We start from the raw sequence: 17,216 nt of genomic DNA, 5'->3' as shown, positions 1-17,216 counted from the left end.
GCGGTTTCGTCTCAGGCTGAAGGGGCTTGCGTCCGAAGGTAAAGGCGCGCCCCGTGTTAACATCGCGGCTCCAACTTCCGCCGCCGCGCGTGACTCGCGCCCGCGGCGGTGCCACCTGTCATTCCCCATTCCAGCAACGATGTCCGCAGGCCTGAATTCCGCCCAAAGCGAAGCGGTGCGCTATCTCGACGGTCCCTGTCTCGTGCTCGCCGGCGCGGGCAGCGGCAAGACGCGCGTGATCACCCAGAAGATCGCGCATCTCATCGAGGCCAAAGGCTTCGAGCCGCGCCATATTGCCGCCGTCACCTTCACGAACAAGGCCGCCGCCGAAATGCGCGAGCGGGTGGGCAAGCTGCTCGAAGGCAAGACGCTCACCACGCCGGGCAAGGAAGGCCGCAAGGTGCCGGTCAACCAGCTCACCGTGTGTACTTTTCACTCGCTGGGCGTGCAGATCCTGCGGCAGGAGGCCGAGCACGTGGGCCTCAAGCCGCAGTTCTCGATCATGGATTCCGACGACTGCTTCGCCATGATCCAGGAGCAGGTGGGCTCCACGGACAAGGGCTTCATCCGCAAGATCCAGACCATCATTTCGCTGTGGAAGAACGGACTCGTGACGCCTGAAGAGGCCATGGCCACGGCGTCGAACGAGGACGAGCACCAGGCGGCCATCGTGTACCGCAATTACGTCGCGACGCTGCACGCGTATCAGGCCGTGGATTTCGACGACCTCATCCGCCTGCCGACCGAGCTCTTCGCAAAGAACGAGCCCGTGCGCGACCGCTGGCAGAACCGGCTGCGTTATCTGCTGATCGACGAGTACCAGGACACCAACGCGTGTCAGTACGAACTGCTCAAGCTGCTGGCCGGACCGCGCGCCGCGTTCACGGCCGTGGGCGACGACGACCAGGCCATCTACGGCTGGCGCGGCGCGACGCTCGAAAATCTTGCGCAGCTCGGCAAGGACTTCCCGAAGCTGCACGTCATCAAGCTCGAACAGAACTATCGGTCCACCGTGCGCATTCTCACGGCGGCGAACAACGTCATCGCGAACAACCCGAAGCTGTTCGAGAAGAAGCTGTGGTCCGAGCACGGCATGGGCGACTCGATCACCGTGACCGGCTGCAACGACGAGGAGCACGAGGCGGAGTCCGTCGTCTTCCGGCTCTCGGCGCACAAATTCGAGCGGCGCGCGCAGTTTCGCGACTACGCGATTCTCTATCGCGGCAACTTCCAGGCGCGCATCTTCGAGCAGGTGCTGCGGCGCGAGCGCATTCCGTACGTGCTCTCGGGCGGCCAGTCGTTCTTCGACAAGGCCGAGATCAAGGACATCTGCGCCTACCTGCGCCTGATCGCGAACCCCGACGACGACCCCGCCTTCATCCGCGCCATCACCACGCCGCGCCGCGGCGTGGGCAACACCACGCTCGAAGCGCTGGGCGCGTTCGCGGGCCAGGCGAAGGTGTCGCTGTTCGAGGCCGTGTACATGGGCGGCATCGAGGCACGCCTGTCGGCGCGCCAGATCGAACCGATGCGCACCTTCTGCGATTTCATGCAGCGCCTGACCGACCGCGCGGACAAAGACCCCGCCACCACCGTGCTGGACGACCTCATGGAAGCCATCCACTACGAGGCCTACCTGTACGACGCGTTCGACGAACGTCAGGCGCAGGCGAAGTGGCAGAACGTGCTGGAGTTTCTGGAGTGGCTGAAGCGCAAGGGCACCAAGCCCGAGCAGGAAATTTCGGACGAAGGCGAGGCCACCGGCTACGACAACGCCGACGGCCTCGCGGACACCGGCAAGAACCTGCTGGGCCTGATCCAGACCGTCGCGTTGATGTCGATGCTGGAAGGTAAGGACGAAGACCCGGACGCGGTGCGCCTGTCGACCGTGCACGCGTCGAAGGGGCTCGAGTATCCGCACGTGTTCCTCGTGGGCGTGGAGGAAGGCATCATGCCGCACCGCGGCGGCGCGGACGACGAACCCATCGACGACGCGCGCATCGAGGAAGAGCGGCGCCTCATGTACGTGGCGATCACGCGCGCGCAGCGCAGCCTGCATCTGAACTGGTGCAAGAAGCGCAAGCGGGCGCGGGAGACCATCGTGTGCGAAGCGTCGCGCTTCATCGCCGAGATGGGCCTGGACGAAGCGCCGCCGCCCACCGAAGACGAGGCGCCGATGACGCCGAAGGACAGGCTGGCAAGCCTCAAGGCGCTGTTGCAGAAGGCTTGAGGGGAAGGGGGGCGAAGAGGCACCCATCGAGGCGCCCCCGAACCGAAGACCCTGCAGCGGGCAGGGCTCATTGCCGGCGGGGCGCGGATTGCCGGCTAGAGTGGCGATCCGTTCCAACCTCAGAGGCTATGTGAACACGCCGGCCACCGAACGCTATCGCGCCCTGCTCGAGGCGTACATCGACGCGAAAGACAACAACCGTCCGCAGCGAATTGGCGATGTATTCGCCCGCGACGCTGAACTCGCCTTTTCTCTCGCTACCGAAAACATCGCGTTTCCCTCGCGCGTAGCGGGCGCCGATGCCATCGCCAGGACGCTCGTGACCGACTTCGGCGCCCGCTACAGCCAGTGCCGAACCTACTACGTGTGCGATGCTTTGCAGCCGCGAAACGGAAGCATTGCGGGCCTGCCGTGGCTCGTCGTGATGCGTGAGCCCGAGGCCGGAGCGCTGCGGATCGGGCACGGCGTGTACGACTGGACGTTCTCGCCTGGCATTGACGGGACTGAGCCGCGCGTGGCGCACTTTCACATCCAGATTGCCCGTATGGACGTGATCGCGGACCACGACGCGAGGTTGCTCGCGCAAGTGCACGAGCGACTTCCCTACCCCTGGCTTTCCCCGGTCGCGCTGCGTGACGAGCTCGATGCGTTGAGACGCGCCGCGCCCGCTTTCGCGTTCGTGGCGCCGTTCACCGAGCCTGCGGTTCCGCTCGCTTCGCTCACTTCGCCGCGCTGACCATGTAATCGACGGCGGCTTTCACGTCCGCGTCGGACGCGTTCGAGCCGCCCTTCGGCGGCATCGCGCCCTTGCCGTGCAGCGCGTAGTTGTAGACCACGTCCATCGGGTCTTTCAGGCGCGGCGCCCAGGCTTCCTTGTCGCCGAACTTCGGCGCGTTGAGCACGCCCGCGGCGTGACAGGCCTGACACACCTGCTGATAGAGCGCCTTGCCGGCTTGGGACGCGTCCGCACTTTGCGTGGCGCCTGCCGCCGGAGTCGCGGCCTGCGGCGCGCTTGCGAGCGCGGCCATGGCAGCCGCCGCCTGCGCGCCGGCTGCGGATGCATCGGCGCCCGAGGCTGCCGCTGCCGTCGCTGTGCCGGACGCTCCCGCCGCAGCCGATGCGCCCTGCGCGCCGGCGGCCGGCTTCGGCGGATCCTGGAACTGTGCGCCGCCGTGATTGGCCATGTAGGCGACGGCGAGGCCGATTTCGTAGTCGCTGTAGTCGTCGGGGCTCGTGCCGCCGCGCGGCGGCATGGCGTTCTTGCCGTTGAGGGCGTTGTGCCAGAGCGTGTCGAAGCCCTGCGAGATGCGCGGTCCCCAGTCGCCCGAGTTGCCGAACTTCGGCGCCCCGGCCGCGCCCGCCGCGTGGCACGCGGAACAGACTGCCTGATAGACCTGCTCGCCGGTTTTGTAGACGTGCGGCGCGTTGGCGGCGCGCAGGTTCAGCTGGGCGATGGGCGCGATGCGCTGGGCGACGGCGGCATCGGAGAGCTCGTCGGTGCCCGCGCCCGTACGCGTCGAGTTGTCGACGTAGTAGGCGAGCAGCGCAATGACGATGACGGGAATGGCAAATCCGGCGATGACAGCGGCGATCAGCTGGCCGGGTGTTTTGATCGGGGCTCCGTGGGGTGCTTCGCTCATGCTTGTCTCGTCTCCGTTGATTTTGTGAGCGGTACAGCAGGACGGCAATGACATGATTCAGATCAAACACGAGCGATTATAGACGCAAGGTTTCGGCGCCGGTGTGCGCCGGCGGCACGTGTTCAGCAGGCGTTTACCCGAAACAGGGCGGGAACGGCGAGGGGCTTCTTGACCGCGATGGACGGCGCGAAAATTGCGCGCCAAGCCGCGCCGTTACGCGGTTTCGTCACGGCAGCGCGGTGGACGCAGGCGGCGAAAGCGGTTATTCTCTCGGTCTCGCTGAGCGCTGCAACCCCCGGTTGCGGCGCTTTCGTGTTGAAGCGCCCGTAGCTCAATGGATAGAGTACTGCCCTCCGAAGGCAGGGGTTGCTGGTTCGATCCCAGCCGGGCGCGCCAAGCTGGTCAAGGTTTCCGCCGTTTCGCTTCCCCTCCTGCTGCACCCAGATTGCAGCGACCTCGCAGCCAGATTCCGCAAGCCAACCGTCGTGCTTCATCCGGCGCGAGATGTTGCGCGCGTTAGATGGCTCATACCTCAGCCTCCTCACTGTGTTTTCCACTCGGCGGCGAGCTCCTTCACCGCGCGCAACGGTCGGCAGGACGCCACGATACCGTGCCTCACGTGTACGCAGGCGCCCCATCACGTCGATATGAAAGACATTCGGCTGTCGCCGAGCTAACGGTCTTCCCCGCCTACCTGCCACCCCATTAAGAACGATTCAGCGACGATTAAGCGCGTCGGTGCCGCCCCTGCCCTATGCTGATTTGGCACACACCGGGCTCGGCATATCGGCCAGGCCGCTTTCATGGAGAAAGGCATGTCAAGGCAAACGATCGCTGAATATCTCGCGAAGACACTCGCAGCCGCGGGCGTCGAGCGCATTTGGGGCGTGACGGGCGACAGCCTCAACGGGCTCGCATACAGCCTCGATCAGCTTGGAACAATACGCTGGATGCATACCCGTCACGAGGAAGCAGCGGCCTTCGCCGCAGGCGCGGACGCTGCCGCGAGCGGCCGCCTCGCCGTGTGCGCGGGAAGCTGCGGCCCGGGCAATCTGCATCTCATCAACGGATTGTTCGACTGCCACCGCAACCATCAGCCCGTGCTCGTGATTGCGGCCCATATTCCTTCGACGGAGATCGGTCTCGGCTACTTTCAGGAAACGCATCCCCAGGAGTTGTTCCGCGAATGCAGCCATTTCGCCGAACTGGTCACCAACGCGTCGCAATTTCCGCGCGTGCTGGAACGCGCGATGCGTACCGCTATAGACGAGCGCGGTGTCGCGGTCGTGGTGTTGCCGGGCGACGTCGCGTTGAGCGAGCTGCCCGATGCAGTACCGCGCTGGAGCGCCACGAGTCCGTCTGCCATCGTCCCCTCGGACGCGGAACTCTCGCGCCTTGCCGCACTGCTCGATCAGAGCGAGGCGGTTACGCTCATGTGCGGCAGCGGCGTGGCGGGCGCGCACGACGAAGTGGTCGCGCTGGCCGATGCGCTCGGTGCGCCGGTGGTTCATGCGTTGCGGGGCAAACCGTTCATCGAGTACGACAATCCGTTCGATGTCGGCATGACTGGGCTCATCGGATTCAGTTCGGGCTACCAGGCAATGATGTCGTGCGACACGCTGCTGCTGCTCGGCTGCGATTTTCCGTATCGCCCGTTCTATCCGCCCAGCGCGAAGATCGTGCAGATCGACTGGAAGGGACGGCAACTCGGGCGGCGCGCGCCGCTTGAACTCGGGCTTGTCGGTACGGTGAAGGAAACGGTGGCCGCGTTGCTCCCGAAGCTGCAACGCAAATCCGACCGGAGGTTCCTCGAGAAAGCTCGGGCGCACTACGTGTCGGCGCGTCAGGGGCTGGACGACCTCGCAACGCCTTCTTCGAGCGGTCAGCCGATTCATCCGCAGTACCTCACGAAGGTAGTCGATGCGCTCGCAGAGGACGATGCGATTTTCACCGCCGATGTCGGAACGCCCACGCTATGGGCCGCGCGTTACCTCACGATGAACGGCAAGCGACGGTTGCACGGCTCGTTCAATCACGGGTCGATGGCGAACGCCATGCCGCAGGCGCTGGGCGTCAAGGCTGCGCAGCCCACGCGTCAGGTTATTTCCCTTTCGGGCGACGGGGGCCTCTCGATGTTGCTCGGCGACCTGCTCACCGCGCGGCAACTCGACTTGCCAATCAAGGTGGTTGTCTACAACAACAGCTTGCTTGGATTCGTTTCGATGGAGTTGAAAGCCGCCGGTTATCTCGATACCAACGTCGATCTGAGCAAAACCGACTTCGCTGCCATCGCGCAGGCCGCCGGCATCTTCGGCGTTCGCGTGGAGGACTCGGAACAACTCGAATTGGCGCTGCAGCAGGCGTTCAATCACGCGGGCCCGGCCGTCGTCGACGTGGTGACCTCGAAGCACGAACTCGCCATGCCGCCGAAGATCGAACTGGCACAGGCCAAGGGCTTCAGCCTCTACATGTTGCGTGCTGTATTGAACGGACGCGGCGACGAGATCATCGAACTCGCGAAGACCAATTTGCGCTAAACGTTGCGGGTCGCCTCTCAAGAAAAACGACACAACGGGCGGCAACACTTCGCCGCCCGTTGGCAACCCGATGCGCTTCCACACGTCCTGGTTCACGAAACCTTCGGTCGACCGCGACGATAGCGAAGTGAAAGACTCCAGCCGCGTCACAGCCGGAAAGAAAGCTATTTGCAAATAAAAGAAAAGATTTTGTAGCCCTGATCGGCGCAACGGCTGTTCAGCGGGCTCTTTGCGAGACATTCAGGAATGCAGGACATTCCATGCGCTCAAGTCCCGATGAAAACCGCCGTAAAACATGCTCACCATCCGCCGCAAAAAAAGCGCGCAATTGCGCCGCATACAACGATTCGGCTCATCACGGACGCAGCATGCACACTCTCACACAAAGCATTCGATTCAAGATCGTTCTCGCCTTCACTGTCTGCATCGCGCTTATCATCGCGGTCGGCGTGTTTGGGCAAATGGGTCTTTCGCGGTTGAACTCGAACGTGAACAACACGTACACGGGCAACGTCATCCCGATCATCGACCTCTCCGACGTACGCGCCGCGCAACTCGATATCCGCCTGCAGGTTCGTCGCGCCGTGTCGTTTCGCGACCCCGCGGCGACGAAGGCCAGCCTCGAGTCGATGCGCGCGGATCTGGCGCAAATCGACAAGAGCTGGCACGACTACTATCCGGCCCGCGTCAGCAGCGCCCAGGAACATGAGATCGCGGACCGCTTGAACACCGCGCTGTCGCAGTTCAAGGCCGTTGCGGGCGAGCAGATCTCGGGGCTCGAGGCCGGCAACTATGACGCAGTGGCCGACCTCGTCACCAAAAACGCTCAGTTGAACACGGCGCTCGCCAGGTCGATCGATGAAGACTTCGTCGAAAACGAGCACGAGGCCAAGGAATCTGTTACGGACAGCGAATCGACTTTCGGCACCATCCGTTGGGTCTCCATCGCGCTGATTGGCCTCGGCATCGTGGGCGCCACGGGCGCCATGCTCTATCTTTCGCGCGCCATCACGAAGCCCCTCGGCGAAGCGGTGGGCGTGGCGAACCGCATCGCCGGCGGGCAGCTCGAGAACCGGATCACCGTGTACTCGCGCGACGAATTCGGTCAGTTGCTCGAAGCATTGAAGACGATGGACCAGCAGTTGAGCCAGACCGTGCGCGGCATCAAGTCGAGTGCCGAGTCCGTGACCGTCGCGGCGCGCCAGATTTCCGCGGGCAATACCGACCTTTCCGCGCGCACCGAAGAGCAGGCTGCGTCGCTCGAAGAAACGGCGTCCAGCATGACGGAGCTGACCGAAACCGTGAAGCAGAACGCCGACAACGCGCGGCAAGCGAACGGACTCGCCACGCGCGCCACCGATATGGCCGACGCAGGCAACGAGGCCGTGCAGTCCATGGTGGGCACGATCGAGCGCATCAGCAGCAGCTCGACGAAGATTTCCGACATCACGGGCGTGATCGAAGGCATCGCGTTCCAGACCAACATCCTCGCACTCAATGCGGCGGTGGAAGCCGCGCGCGCCGGTGAGCAGGGCCGCGGCTTCGCGGTGGTGGCGAGCGAAGTGCGCAGCCTCGCGCAGCGCTCCGCATCGGCGGCGAAGGAAATCAAGGAACTGATCGGTACCTCGGTCGCGATGATCAACGACGGCGCGAAGCAGGCCGGCGACGTGGGCTCCACGATGGCCGATGTCAAGCAGGCCATCAAACAGGTGTCGGATATCGTGGGCGAAATCGCGGCGGCATCCGAAGAGCAGAGCCGCGGCATCGAGCAGGTCAATCAAGCCGTCATGCAGATGGACGAAGTGACCCAGCAGAACGCGGCACTCGTCGAAGAGGCTGCCGCGGCCGCACATTCGCTCGAAGAGCAGGCGGTCAATCTGACGGGCGCAGTGGCCGTCTTCAAGCTCGCCGATGCGGGCCTTGCTTCCGTGTCTGCCATTGCGACGCACAGCAAGCCGCGCGTGCAGGCGGTTACGACGAAGGCCACCGCGCAAAAGGCCACCGCGCAAAAGGCAGCGGTAGTCACACGAGCTACGAAGCCTGTCGAGAAGCCACGGGTTGCTGCTGCAACGGCGATTCCCACGGCCGCACCCGTTGCAGTAGCCGCAACAGCAGCATCGACCCAGTCGAACCAGGACTGGGAGACGTTCTGATTACAGGCTTCGCGGTTGAGCAGAAAAACGCGTTGTTACGCTCCCATCGCGTTGCTTCGGAATTCGCTCAGCCATCCTTACCATCGGCCCGCGCCGAAGTCAGATAGCCCGCGTACCTGAGCAGGTAGACCACCAGCGCCGCACACCAACATCCCGCGGCGGCATCGATCCACGTGCCCGTCATCGCGGGCACAACGAGCGGCCCAAATACGCGCACCACGGCGGCCGCGATCATGAGCCAATAAGCCGTGATCTCGTACGGTCCTGCAACGAGCCTGCGTCCAGTGTGGCCCAACGCCGTGCGCGTAATCATGGCGATGATCGCGCAGCCCATCGCGCCCACCGTCAGCGCGTGGATGGCGAGCGAATGCGGTAGGACGTCGAACGCCGCCAGCGCGAGCATCGCGAAGCCGACGGGCAGCCAGAGGTAAGCGACGTGCAGAATCCAGAGAATGGGCCGCGCGCCGACGCGCCACGAGCGCCACCCGAAGATTCGGACGGCGTGGACCACGGCCGCTACTGCTGCGCAGGTGCCCACGAGTAACGCCGGCGCACCGGCTGCGTCCGCGGCGAGCGTCACGACCATGAGCGGCGCGGCCAGCGTTTCCACAGGCTGGAAGCGGCGCACCGTGAAGCCTGGAATGGCGTTCGTCGTGAACATCGGCACCACGCGGCCAGCGATGACGGCCACGAACATCACGGCGAGCCCGGTGGCCGCGTAGGCGGCGCGCAAGGCGAGGTCGGCGCGGCCGTCCCACGCCCACCCATGGAAGAGCGCATTCAACACGCCGAGCAGCGCGAGCGCCACGGCGAGGAACATGTTGCGTCGATTGCCGGCAGCCTTGAGCACGCGCAGCAGCACCACCGCCACCACGGGAAGAAAGAGCGAATCGACCACCGCGGCCACCGGTTCAGGTCCCGACCACACCAGCACACGCCCCGCTGCCCACAGCAGCCAGAGTGCGGCGAGCGGTGCGCCGCGCGGCGTATCGAGTTGCGTCCACGCGCGCACGGCCGTGAGCAGAAAGCCCACGACAATCGCGGCAATGAACCCGAAGATCATTTCGTGCACATGCCAGATCACGCCGCTGAGGGTCGGCGAACGGCCTGCCACCGCGGCGCCGTGAAGTCCCAGCAGCCACAGCGCGATCGCGATGGCGCCGAACACGGCGCCGCCGAGATAAAACGGCCGAAAGCCGAGACGCAGAACGGGTAGCGCCGTTCCAGGCCGATGTGGGTGGCCCGAAAAGGGCTCGCTGATTTTCATCATGTTGCTTCTCCTGACTCGTGGGCGCGATGCCGCTCCATGCCTGTGCACGCGCCCGCGCGACGACTACACGGCGCCGCCGTGACGCGCCATCATCCGTTCCTGTTCCACGCGCGCGGTGACGTCACGCGCGACCGCCACTGTTCCGCAGACCGTGCCTTGCTGGTCGCGCACCAGTGCAAAACTCATTTCGACGTAGAGCTTGCGTCCCGACTTGTCGACGGTACGCGTGACCGTGGCGCGGCCATGCAGACGCGTCGTGCCGCTCGCCATGGCTGCATCGAACCCGCGCCAGTGGGCGGCGCGCAAATGCTCGGGAATGATCAGGTCGAGCCGGCTGCCCAGGGCTTCGGCCGCGGTGAAGCCGAACAGCGCCTCGGCGGCGCGGTTCCAGCGCTCGATCGCACCCGACCGGTTCGCGTAGATCATGGCGTCGGCCATGTCGTCGATGATGCGTTCGCTCAATGCAGTGGCTTCTTCCATCGTGCTGCTCCCGGATCGGTTTCGCGCCGTTGCGTCTGTCACGGCTTACGTTGCTTCGCGAAGAAGCACCTATTGCTTCGGCATCCTGACGAGTGGCCGAACCGTCGCCGCACTTCCCAGCAGCCGCGCGAGCGTACTGCGTTCGGCGGCGATATCCGCCAGCGTGTACTTGTCCAGCTCTTCCATGTAGGCGCGCAACGCACGCCCCAGGACCCCGCGCAGACCGCATGCCGCGGTAATCACGCACTTGTTGCCCTCGGTGTCGAAGCATTCGACCATGCGGAAGTCGGGCTCCGTTGTGCGCACCACGTCGCCCACCGTGACGCGATTCGCGGGGCGGCCAAGCCGTAGTCCGCCGGTACGGCCCCGAATCGTGTCCAGGTAGCCGGCGCGGCCTAGCGCATGAACGATCTTCACGAGGTGGCCGCGCGCAATGCCGAGCGTGTCCGAAATTTCCTGAATCGTGACCAGCTCGTCGTCGCGCACGGCCACGTAGATCAGCACGCGCAAGCTGTAGTCCGTAAAGTCCGTCAGTCTCATGGAGCACCTTTAAGATATGCGGATACTATATCTTTTAAGCCACCTTTGCGCCACTCTACGGCGTGGTCGACATAACGAACTCTCGCAGCGAAGCGCGCAGACGTACTGATCGATATCAAGCCGCTGCGTCCCTGTAGTGCGACAATCCCCAAGGTGCGGCCCGCGTCGCGCAACGCTAAATGTTCTAACGTTGAGAAATCATATGGAGCAGGAGGCCGCGTCTCAACGCAACAGGGAGAAGTGACGAAGATGGGTAACGAAAGAAAAGCGCTACCGCTCGTGTATTCGTGCTCGGGCTGTTCGAGCGCCGCGCAACTGGCCAACCATGTGGCGCTGCAGCTGGACCGCCGCGGCAAGGCCGAGATGTCCTGCATCGCGGGCGTGGGCGGCGACGTTCCGGCCCTGCTGAAAGTCGCGCATTCGGGACGGCCTATCCTCGCCATCGACGGCTGCCCGCTCGTCTGCGTGAAGAGTGCGCTGGCCCGGCACGGCATCGAGCCGGCCAGGCATCTTCAGCTCGACCAGCAAGGCGTGAGAAAGCGCTTCCACATGGACTTCGATCCCGCTGACGCCGAGCGCGTACTCGCAGCAGCGGAGCAGGAAGCGCTTGAGCTTGCGGCCGAAGCGTCGGTTGTGTCGGTTGAGCCGACGCATCACATCGCCTGACTGGCAGACGTTATCCGGAAAACGTAGGCGGCTAAGGCGCCTTCCATTTTCCAGTAGGCGCCTTAGCCCATCCTGCACACTTCATCTGCCTCGACTCGCTGTCGCCTTCATTCGCATGCCGATGACGCGATGCGTCTGAGCCGCTGGCAGTCGCCACAACGTGTGCGCCGCCGGTTTCAGCCCTGCTGCCAACCTCAGCCGCTACACCCGCAGCCGCCGGCCGCCGACCCGCCCGCGCAACCCGCCGTTTCGCCCGCATCGTTTGCCGCCAGGGCAGCATCCAACGCGACGACGAAGTCGATCACGATCTGCTGTGGCCGGCGTTCCACGTACTCGATGCGCACCTGACTGCCGTAGCGCTGTTCGATCTGATACAGCAGCGGCAGCGGATCGTGGTCGTTGACGAAGCGCATGCGCTCGCCGTCCGCGAGCGATTCGATGGCGCCGAATATCGCGGCGTGCCGCAGCCGCTTCGCAATGCCGCGTGCGTCGAAGATGAAGGTGTTGAGGCTCGAACTGTCGGTCATGGAAAGCTCCGTTGAGAAGAAAAATTCAGGAGTGGGAAAGATCAGGATGCGTCCGCGTCGCGCGAGGGGCGTTGGGCGAACGCGCGTGGTTCACCGGCACGTGCGCCGTGGGAATCGTGCGGACCGCGCTTGCTGTTCGCGCCACGAGCGCCACGAGCGCGCCGCGCCGCCACTACCGCCGCGGCCAAGGTCAGCGCGAAGAGGGCAATCGCCGCGCCGCTCGCTGTGCCGCCCGCCAGGCGCAGCGCGAATGCATCGGTAAGCCCGCCCGTTACGCGCAGCGCGAGTGCGCCGTGGAGCGCGACGAGAGGCAGATAGAACGCCGGGAGGTACTTCACCGGCAACCGCGTGAGCGCCGGCAGGATGATGGGTGCGTGGCCGAACACCATCGAAAACACGAAGCCGAGTGTGAGCGCGTGCAGCGCTGCGTCGTGCCAGGGGTGGCCCGGCAACAGCGCGCCGCTGAAGCCGAGCACGCCGCTTACCGCGAGCCACGCGTAGCCGCTCAGCAGGCACACCGCAATGAACCGCGTGAGCCCGCGTTGACGTACGGTGTAGCGCGCGATGTCGTAGCGCACGAGCCACGCAGCGAGCAGCACGAGGCTCGCTGCAAAGAGCCGCATGCCGCTTGCGGGTTGCCACAGTGCCCACGGCAGGCTCGCGAGCAACCCCGCTACCGGCACACAGAAGCTATGCCGCGCGAAGCGCGGCAGACGCAGCATGCGCGTGAGTTCGAGGCGCTCGGCTGCGATGGTGAGCACGAGAAACGCGAGCCACGCGGGTACCGCATCCAGTGCGTTGTCTGTAGCGAACCAGACCACATTGCCGAACCATCCGCACAGCCCCGCCAGCGCGAGCATGTAGAGGTGAAACGCGCGCTGGCGTTGCAGCACGCGAACGTTCGCCGCGAGCGCGACGGTCGCGGCCAACACGAGCAACACTTGAGCGACCACAGGCGACACGCCCGCAACCAGCATGATCCCCGCGAGGATCGCCGCAGCAGGCGCCACGAAATAGAGACGCCGTTGCAGCGCGACCGCGCGTTCAAGGCTGACGAGTCCGCCGAAGAACACAGGCAGCATCAGCACGCCGTGCCACGCCGCATTCGCCGCCGCGTGCGCGGGCACGCTCACGCCGAGCCGCGCGAGACCCGCCAGCAAGGCGCACGCGAGCATCAGCGCGATCACGACGGCAGCAAGCGCCTTGGCACAGCGAAGGAGCAAACGCGCGGCGTTCATGTTGTCAGCTCTCGAGCCAGCCCAGCGCATCGCGCGCCGCGTCGCTCATCATGGCCGGGTCCCAGGCGGGTTCCCACACGAGTTCAACGTCCACTGGTACGCCGGCCGGTGCAGCAGCCTGCGCGGCGGCCTTGACGTCGTCGAGCATCATCTCGCCCATCGGGCATGCGGGCGACGTCATCGTGAGGTCGATTCTGATGCGGCCTTCCGCAAGAACGATGTCGTAGACGAGCCCGAGATCGACAACGTTCACGCCTACTTCGGGGTCCACCACGGTGCGCAGCGCTTCGCGCATTGCGGCAATGATCGTGTTCATGGCAATCCTCGATTCAATGCGAGTGCAGGGCGCCTGCGGTGCAGCGGTCCGTGCCGCACGCGCCCTTGCCGCTCAAACGCGTTGCGTAACCCGCTTCGCCGTTGCGACCGGTTGCAGTCGCGTAGGCTCCACGCGGCGCAGCAGACGCAGCGCGAACCAGCCCAGGTAGAGCACACCCGCGGCGAACAGCACGTCGCCAGGCACACGCATCCACACGAGGGCCTGCATGATGGGCGCGTGCACGATCTCAGGCGAACGCGCGTACCAGAGTCCCTTGCTGACGCTCGCCCACGCTTCGTAGATGCCCGAAGGCAGAATCGAGAGAAACACCATCATGAAGAGCCCCACGTTGAGCAGCCAGAAGGCGGGCTTGAGCAGCGTGTCGTCCCACGCGGCGCGCGGCGAGAGGCCGCGCAGGCAGAACAGCATCAGGCCGATGCCGAGCATGCCGTACACGCCGAAGAGCGCGGCATGGCCGTGGGCCGGCGTCATGTTGAGACCCTGCACGTAGTAGAGGGAGATGGGCGGGTTGATGGCGAAGCCGAGCAGCCCCGCACCCACCGTGTTCCACACGCCCACGGCCACGAAGCAGAGAATCACCCACTTGTAGGTCTGCACCCACGGTGCGGCTTCCGTTCTGCGATACGTGTGCCAGCCTTCCAGGCCGATCAGCGCGAGCGGCACCACTTCGCACGCGGAGAACACGGCACCCACGGCAATCACGGCAGTCGAGGCGCCGGTGAAGTACAGGTGATGCAGCGTGCCGAGAATGCCGCCCGAAAGGAACACGATGGTTTCGAGCACGATGGCGCGATTGGCGCTTTCGATGCGAATCAGCCCGAGCCGCGAGAAGATCAGCGCGATCACTGCCGTGGCGAAGACTTCGAAAAAGCCTTCCACCCACAGGTGCACGAGCCACCATCTCCAGTACTCGATCATCGAGTAGTGCGTGTGTTGGCCCCACGCGAGCGACGACGCGTAGAAGAGCCCGATGCAGGTAGCCGAGAGGAACACCATGGCGATCAAACCGCGGCCGCTCGTGTTGCGGTCCTTGAGTGCGGGCAGCAGCGCACGACCCAGCAGGAACAGCCAGAACAGCAGACCCACGAACAGCAGCAGTTGCCACACGCGGCCCATGCTCGTATAGGCGAGCCCTTGATTGCCGAGCCAGAAGCTGAAGTTCGTGCCGAGATGCTGCAACGAACCGATCCAGCCAAGCGCCGTGGACCCCGCCACGATGAAGATCAGCGCCCAGAACAGCACGTCGACGCCGAGCTTTTGCAGCTTCGGTTCGCGCCCCGAGAGCAGCGGCGCGATGTAGAGGCCCGTGGCAAGCCAGGCCGTTGCGATCCACAGCACGCCGAGCTGCGTGTGGATCGTGCGGCTCACCACCCAGGGCAGCACTTCGGCAAGCGGCAAGCCGAAGAAGGTGTGCCCCTCCACCGCGTAGTGCGCCGTGATGGCGCCCATCCCGACCTGCGTGAGCAACAGCGCGATCACCACGTAGAAGTACTTCTTCGTCGCGCGCATGGAGGGCGTGGGCTCGACGTTGAAGAGCGGGTCCGTAGCGGGCGTTTGCGCCGGCGTTTCGTCGCTGCTATGCGCCGTGTGGTACCACATCATGCCGGCGATGCCGCCGAGCAGCAGGATCACGCTCGCAATCGACCACATGCCGTTAGCCACCGTGGGCGTATTGCCGACGAGCGGCTCATGCGGCCAGTTGTTGGTGTACGTGATGTCCGATTGACCGGGCCGGTTCGTGGTGGCCGACCACGCAGACCAGAACACGAACGAGGCGAGCGCGGTGCGGTCCGCGGCATTCGGAACCGAGCCCGCGGTCATCGCGTATTGGTCGCGCAGCGTATCGAGCGAGGCGTCCGTGCCGAACAGGCCTTCGTAGTGCGCGGCGACCTCGCGAATGGCGACCGCCCGCGCGTCCGACACCGTGAGCCGGCCCGAGGCGGCGTCGTAGCGGTTGGCGCGCATTTCGCGTTGCAGCCGTGCGTCGAGCAAGCCTTGCTGATCGGCGGGAAGCGTTTGCCAGGTCTTGCCGAACTGCTGTTGGGCCCACACGTCGCGCAGCCGCAGCGCTTCGCGGTGCAGCCAGTCGGCGGACCAGTCGGGCGCCACATAGCTGCCATGGCCCCATACCGTGCCCACCTGTTGTCCGCCTGCGGCAAGCCACACCTGCTGGCCGCGACGGATCTGGTCGCCCGTGAAGAGCGGCTGGCCGCTTTCGGTCACGACCTCGTTCGGAATCGGCGGTGCCGACAGATAGATTTCCCTGCCCAGCCACAGCAAGGCCCCAAATGACAGCAGGCAGACGAGCCCGAGCCATGTCCATAAACGACGCGTAGATTGCACTTTCTTCTCCTTCCCAGCGGATGCCGCAAATGTGTCTGCGATCGCGTTGGGCTCGCAGGCGTTAAACATTCATTTTCAGTAAATGTTATTGGCATCATAGGTCGCGCCGGAAAGGGATGTAAAGCGCGAAAAGCAAGCTGAATGGCGGACTCACCATGGCGAGTCCGGACGAAAAATATATTGAAAATATGTATTTAGGCGCGTTGACCGTCGCAGCGGCGCAAGTGGGCTGCGCTGTTTGGTCACAGCCTCTTGAAGCGAGGCGCGTGGCGGAGAAACCGCGGAAGGCGGCGCGTGGGCGTGTCTATATGGAGGACGTTGCGGCGGCCGCGGGCTCGAACGCCTCCGCAATGCAGTCGATCAGCGTGCGCACGCGCCGCGGCTGCACGGCGCTTGCGGGATACACGATGCGCAGGTCGATGTCGCCCGCCGAATAGTCGGCGAGCAGTTCCACCAGCGCGCCCGAGGCGAGGTCCGCCTGCACGTCGAACAGCGACTTCAGCGCAATGCCGTGGCCGTCCAGACACCATTGGCGCGCGAGTCCGCCGTCGTTGGCCACGCGGCGGCCGCGCACCATCACGCGCTGGATCGTGCCGTCGATGCGAAACGGCCACTCGCCGTAAAGGTCCTGGCCGAAGCGCACCACGATGCAGTCGTGCGCCGTGAGGTCGCCCGGATGCTGCGGCGTGCCGTGCGCGGCGAGGTATGCGGGCGAGGCACACACAAGCCGGCGATACCCGCCCAGCGACCGGCTGCGTAGCGAGCTGTCCGCGAGCATGCCGTGGCGGATGGCGAAGTCGAGCCCCTGGCCGACCAGATCGACGTAGCCGTCGCTCAGGTGCAGGTCTACGGTGACGCCGGGATGGTCGGCCATGAAGGCGTCGAGGATCGGCACGACGCGCCGCCGCCCCATGTCGAGCGGCGCGCTCAGGCGAATGGGGCCGGAGAGCGTATGCATGCCGAGCCTGATGGTGCTTTCCACTTCCTCCGCTTCGGCCAGCAGCCGCCGCGCGCCGGCCACGAGCATGCGCCCTTCGTCCGTGAGACTGATGGCGCGCGTGGTGCGCACGAGCAGCGCCGCGCCGTAGTACTTCTCGAGCGAGGCCAGCCGCTCGGAGACCGTGGCAGGCGAAAGTCCGAAGTCGCGCCCCGCCGCCGCCAGCCCGCCTTTCTCCACGATGCGCAGAAACAGCGCGAGGTTCTCCAGAATCACTTTTCGGCACTCCCGAAATATTTTTTCGAAACCTACCCGATT

General features: G+C 65.0%; 13 protein-coding genes, 1 tRNA gene and 1 pseudogene. 6 read left to right on the top strand and 9 right to left on the bottom strand.

From position 1 onward, the window contains the following. The first annotated feature begins 139 nt into the window (after positions 1-139). Positions 140-2,230, top strand: a complete 2,091-nt coding sequence (locus tag U0042_RS19030; RefSeq protein WP_114813838.1) for a UvrD-helicase domain-containing protein — start codon at positions 140-142, stop codon at positions 2,228-2,230. Between the two features lie 100 nt (positions 2,231-2,330). Further along, on the top strand, positions 2,331-2,966 hold the full coding sequence (locus tag U0042_RS19025) for a hypothetical protein (protein ID WP_327204991.1): 636 nt from the start codon (positions 2,331-2,333) through the stop codon (positions 2,964-2,966). On the opposite strand, the gene U0042_RS19020 is transcribed toward U0042_RS19025, so the two are convergent. After that, positions 2,950-3,870 (bottom strand): c-type cytochrome, encoded by a 921-nt coding sequence (locus tag U0042_RS19020; RefSeq protein ID WP_114813836.1) that lies wholly within the window; start codon positions 3,868-3,870, stop codon positions 2,950-2,952. The two genes, U0042_RS19025 and U0042_RS19020, sit on opposite strands and share 17 nt — an antisense overlap. A gap of 320 nt (positions 3,871-4,190) precedes the next feature. On the opposite strand from U0042_RS19020, the gene U0042_RS19015 reads away from it, so the two are divergent. The 3 genes from U0042_RS19015 (at position 4,191) to U0042_RS19005 (ending at position 8,560) form a co-directional block, all read left to right on the top strand. Beyond that, a tRNA-Arg gene (locus U0042_RS19015) sits at positions 4,191-4,266 on the top strand. 419 nt (positions 4,267-4,685) lie between these two features. Then, the gene (gene poxB / locus U0042_RS19010; RefSeq protein ID WP_114813834.1) at positions 4,686-6,407 is read left to right on the top strand and encodes a ubiquinone-dependent pyruvate dehydrogenase; all 1,722 of its coding nucleotides are present in this window, start codon (positions 4,686-4,688) and stop codon (positions 6,405-6,407) included. Between the two features lie 368 nt (positions 6,408-6,775). Beyond that, a complete protein-coding gene (locus U0042_RS19005; protein WP_114813832.1) occupies positions 6,776-8,560 on the top strand; it encodes a methyl-accepting chemotaxis protein in 1,785 nt (594 codons plus the stop codon). 67 nt (positions 8,561-8,627) lie between these two features. Here the strand turns inward: U0042_RS19005 and U0042_RS19000 are convergent, their stop codons facing one another. From U0042_RS19000 to U0042_RS18990, 3 genes are all read right to left on the bottom strand, one after another. Next, complete coding sequence (locus tag U0042_RS19000; RefSeq protein WP_419150443.1) at positions 8,628-9,830, bottom strand: NnrS family protein; 1,203 nt, start codon at positions 9,828-9,830, stop codon at positions 8,628-8,630. Between the two features lie 63 nt (positions 9,831-9,893). After that, positions 9,894-10,310 (bottom strand): PAS domain S-box protein, encoded by a 417-nt coding sequence (locus U0042_RS18995; protein ID WP_114813830.1) that lies wholly within the window; start codon positions 10,308-10,310, stop codon positions 9,894-9,896. A 69-nt stretch (positions 10,311-10,379) separates the two neighbouring features. Beyond that, positions 10,380-10,850 (bottom strand): Rrf2 family transcriptional regulator, encoded by a 471-nt coding sequence (locus U0042_RS18990; protein ID WP_114813829.1) that lies wholly within the window; start codon positions 10,848-10,850, stop codon positions 10,380-10,382. A gap of 249 nt (positions 10,851-11,099) precedes the next feature. On the opposite strand from U0042_RS18990, the gene U0042_RS18985 reads away from it, so the two are divergent. Continuing rightward, positions 11,100-11,516 (top strand): putative zinc-binding protein, encoded by a 417-nt coding sequence (locus U0042_RS18985; RefSeq protein ID WP_114813827.1) that lies wholly within the window; start codon positions 11,100-11,102, stop codon positions 11,514-11,516. Positions 11,517-11,803: 287 nt separating this feature from the next. On the opposite strand, the pseudogene U0042_RS18980 reads toward U0042_RS18985, so the two are convergent. The 5 genes and pseudogenes from U0042_RS18980 to U0042_RS18960 all read right to left on the bottom strand — a co-directional run. Further along, positions 11,804-12,043: pseudogene (locus tag U0042_RS18980) on the bottom strand (DUF2249 domain-containing protein); the annotation flags it as partial. A gap of 41 nt (positions 12,044-12,084) precedes the next feature. After that, positions 12,085-13,281 (bottom strand): hypothetical protein, encoded by a 1,197-nt coding sequence (locus U0042_RS18975; RefSeq protein ID WP_232833501.1) that lies wholly within the window; start codon positions 13,279-13,281, stop codon positions 12,085-12,087. A gap of 4 nt (positions 13,282-13,285) precedes the next feature. Beyond that, positions 13,286-13,597 carry a metal-sulfur cluster assembly factor gene (locus tag U0042_RS18970; protein ID WP_114813823.1) on the bottom strand — a complete coding sequence of 104 codons (312 nt, stop codon included), beginning with the start codon at positions 13,595-13,597 and terminating at the stop codon, positions 13,286-13,288. 72 nt (positions 13,598-13,669) lie between these two features. Beyond that, a complete protein-coding gene (locus tag U0042_RS18965) occupies positions 13,670-15,961 on the bottom strand; it encodes a nitric-oxide reductase large subunit (RefSeq protein ID WP_114813965.1) in 2,292 nt (763 codons plus the stop codon). 304 nt (positions 15,962-16,265) lie between these two features. Continuing rightward, on the bottom strand, positions 16,266-17,174 hold the full coding sequence (locus U0042_RS18960; RefSeq protein ID WP_114813821.1) for a LysR family transcriptional regulator: 909 nt from the start codon (positions 17,172-17,174) through the stop codon (positions 16,266-16,268). Positions 17,175-17,216 lie beyond the last annotated feature (42 nt).

The sequence above is a fragment of the Paraburkholderia kururiensis genome (assembly GCF_034424375.1).
GTDB lineage: Bacteria > Pseudomonadota > Gammaproteobacteria > Burkholderiales > Burkholderiaceae > Paraburkholderia > Paraburkholderia kururiensis_A.
Note: the sequence above shows the minus strand (reverse complement) of the source record. Positions and strands in the feature narration are given on the sequence as shown.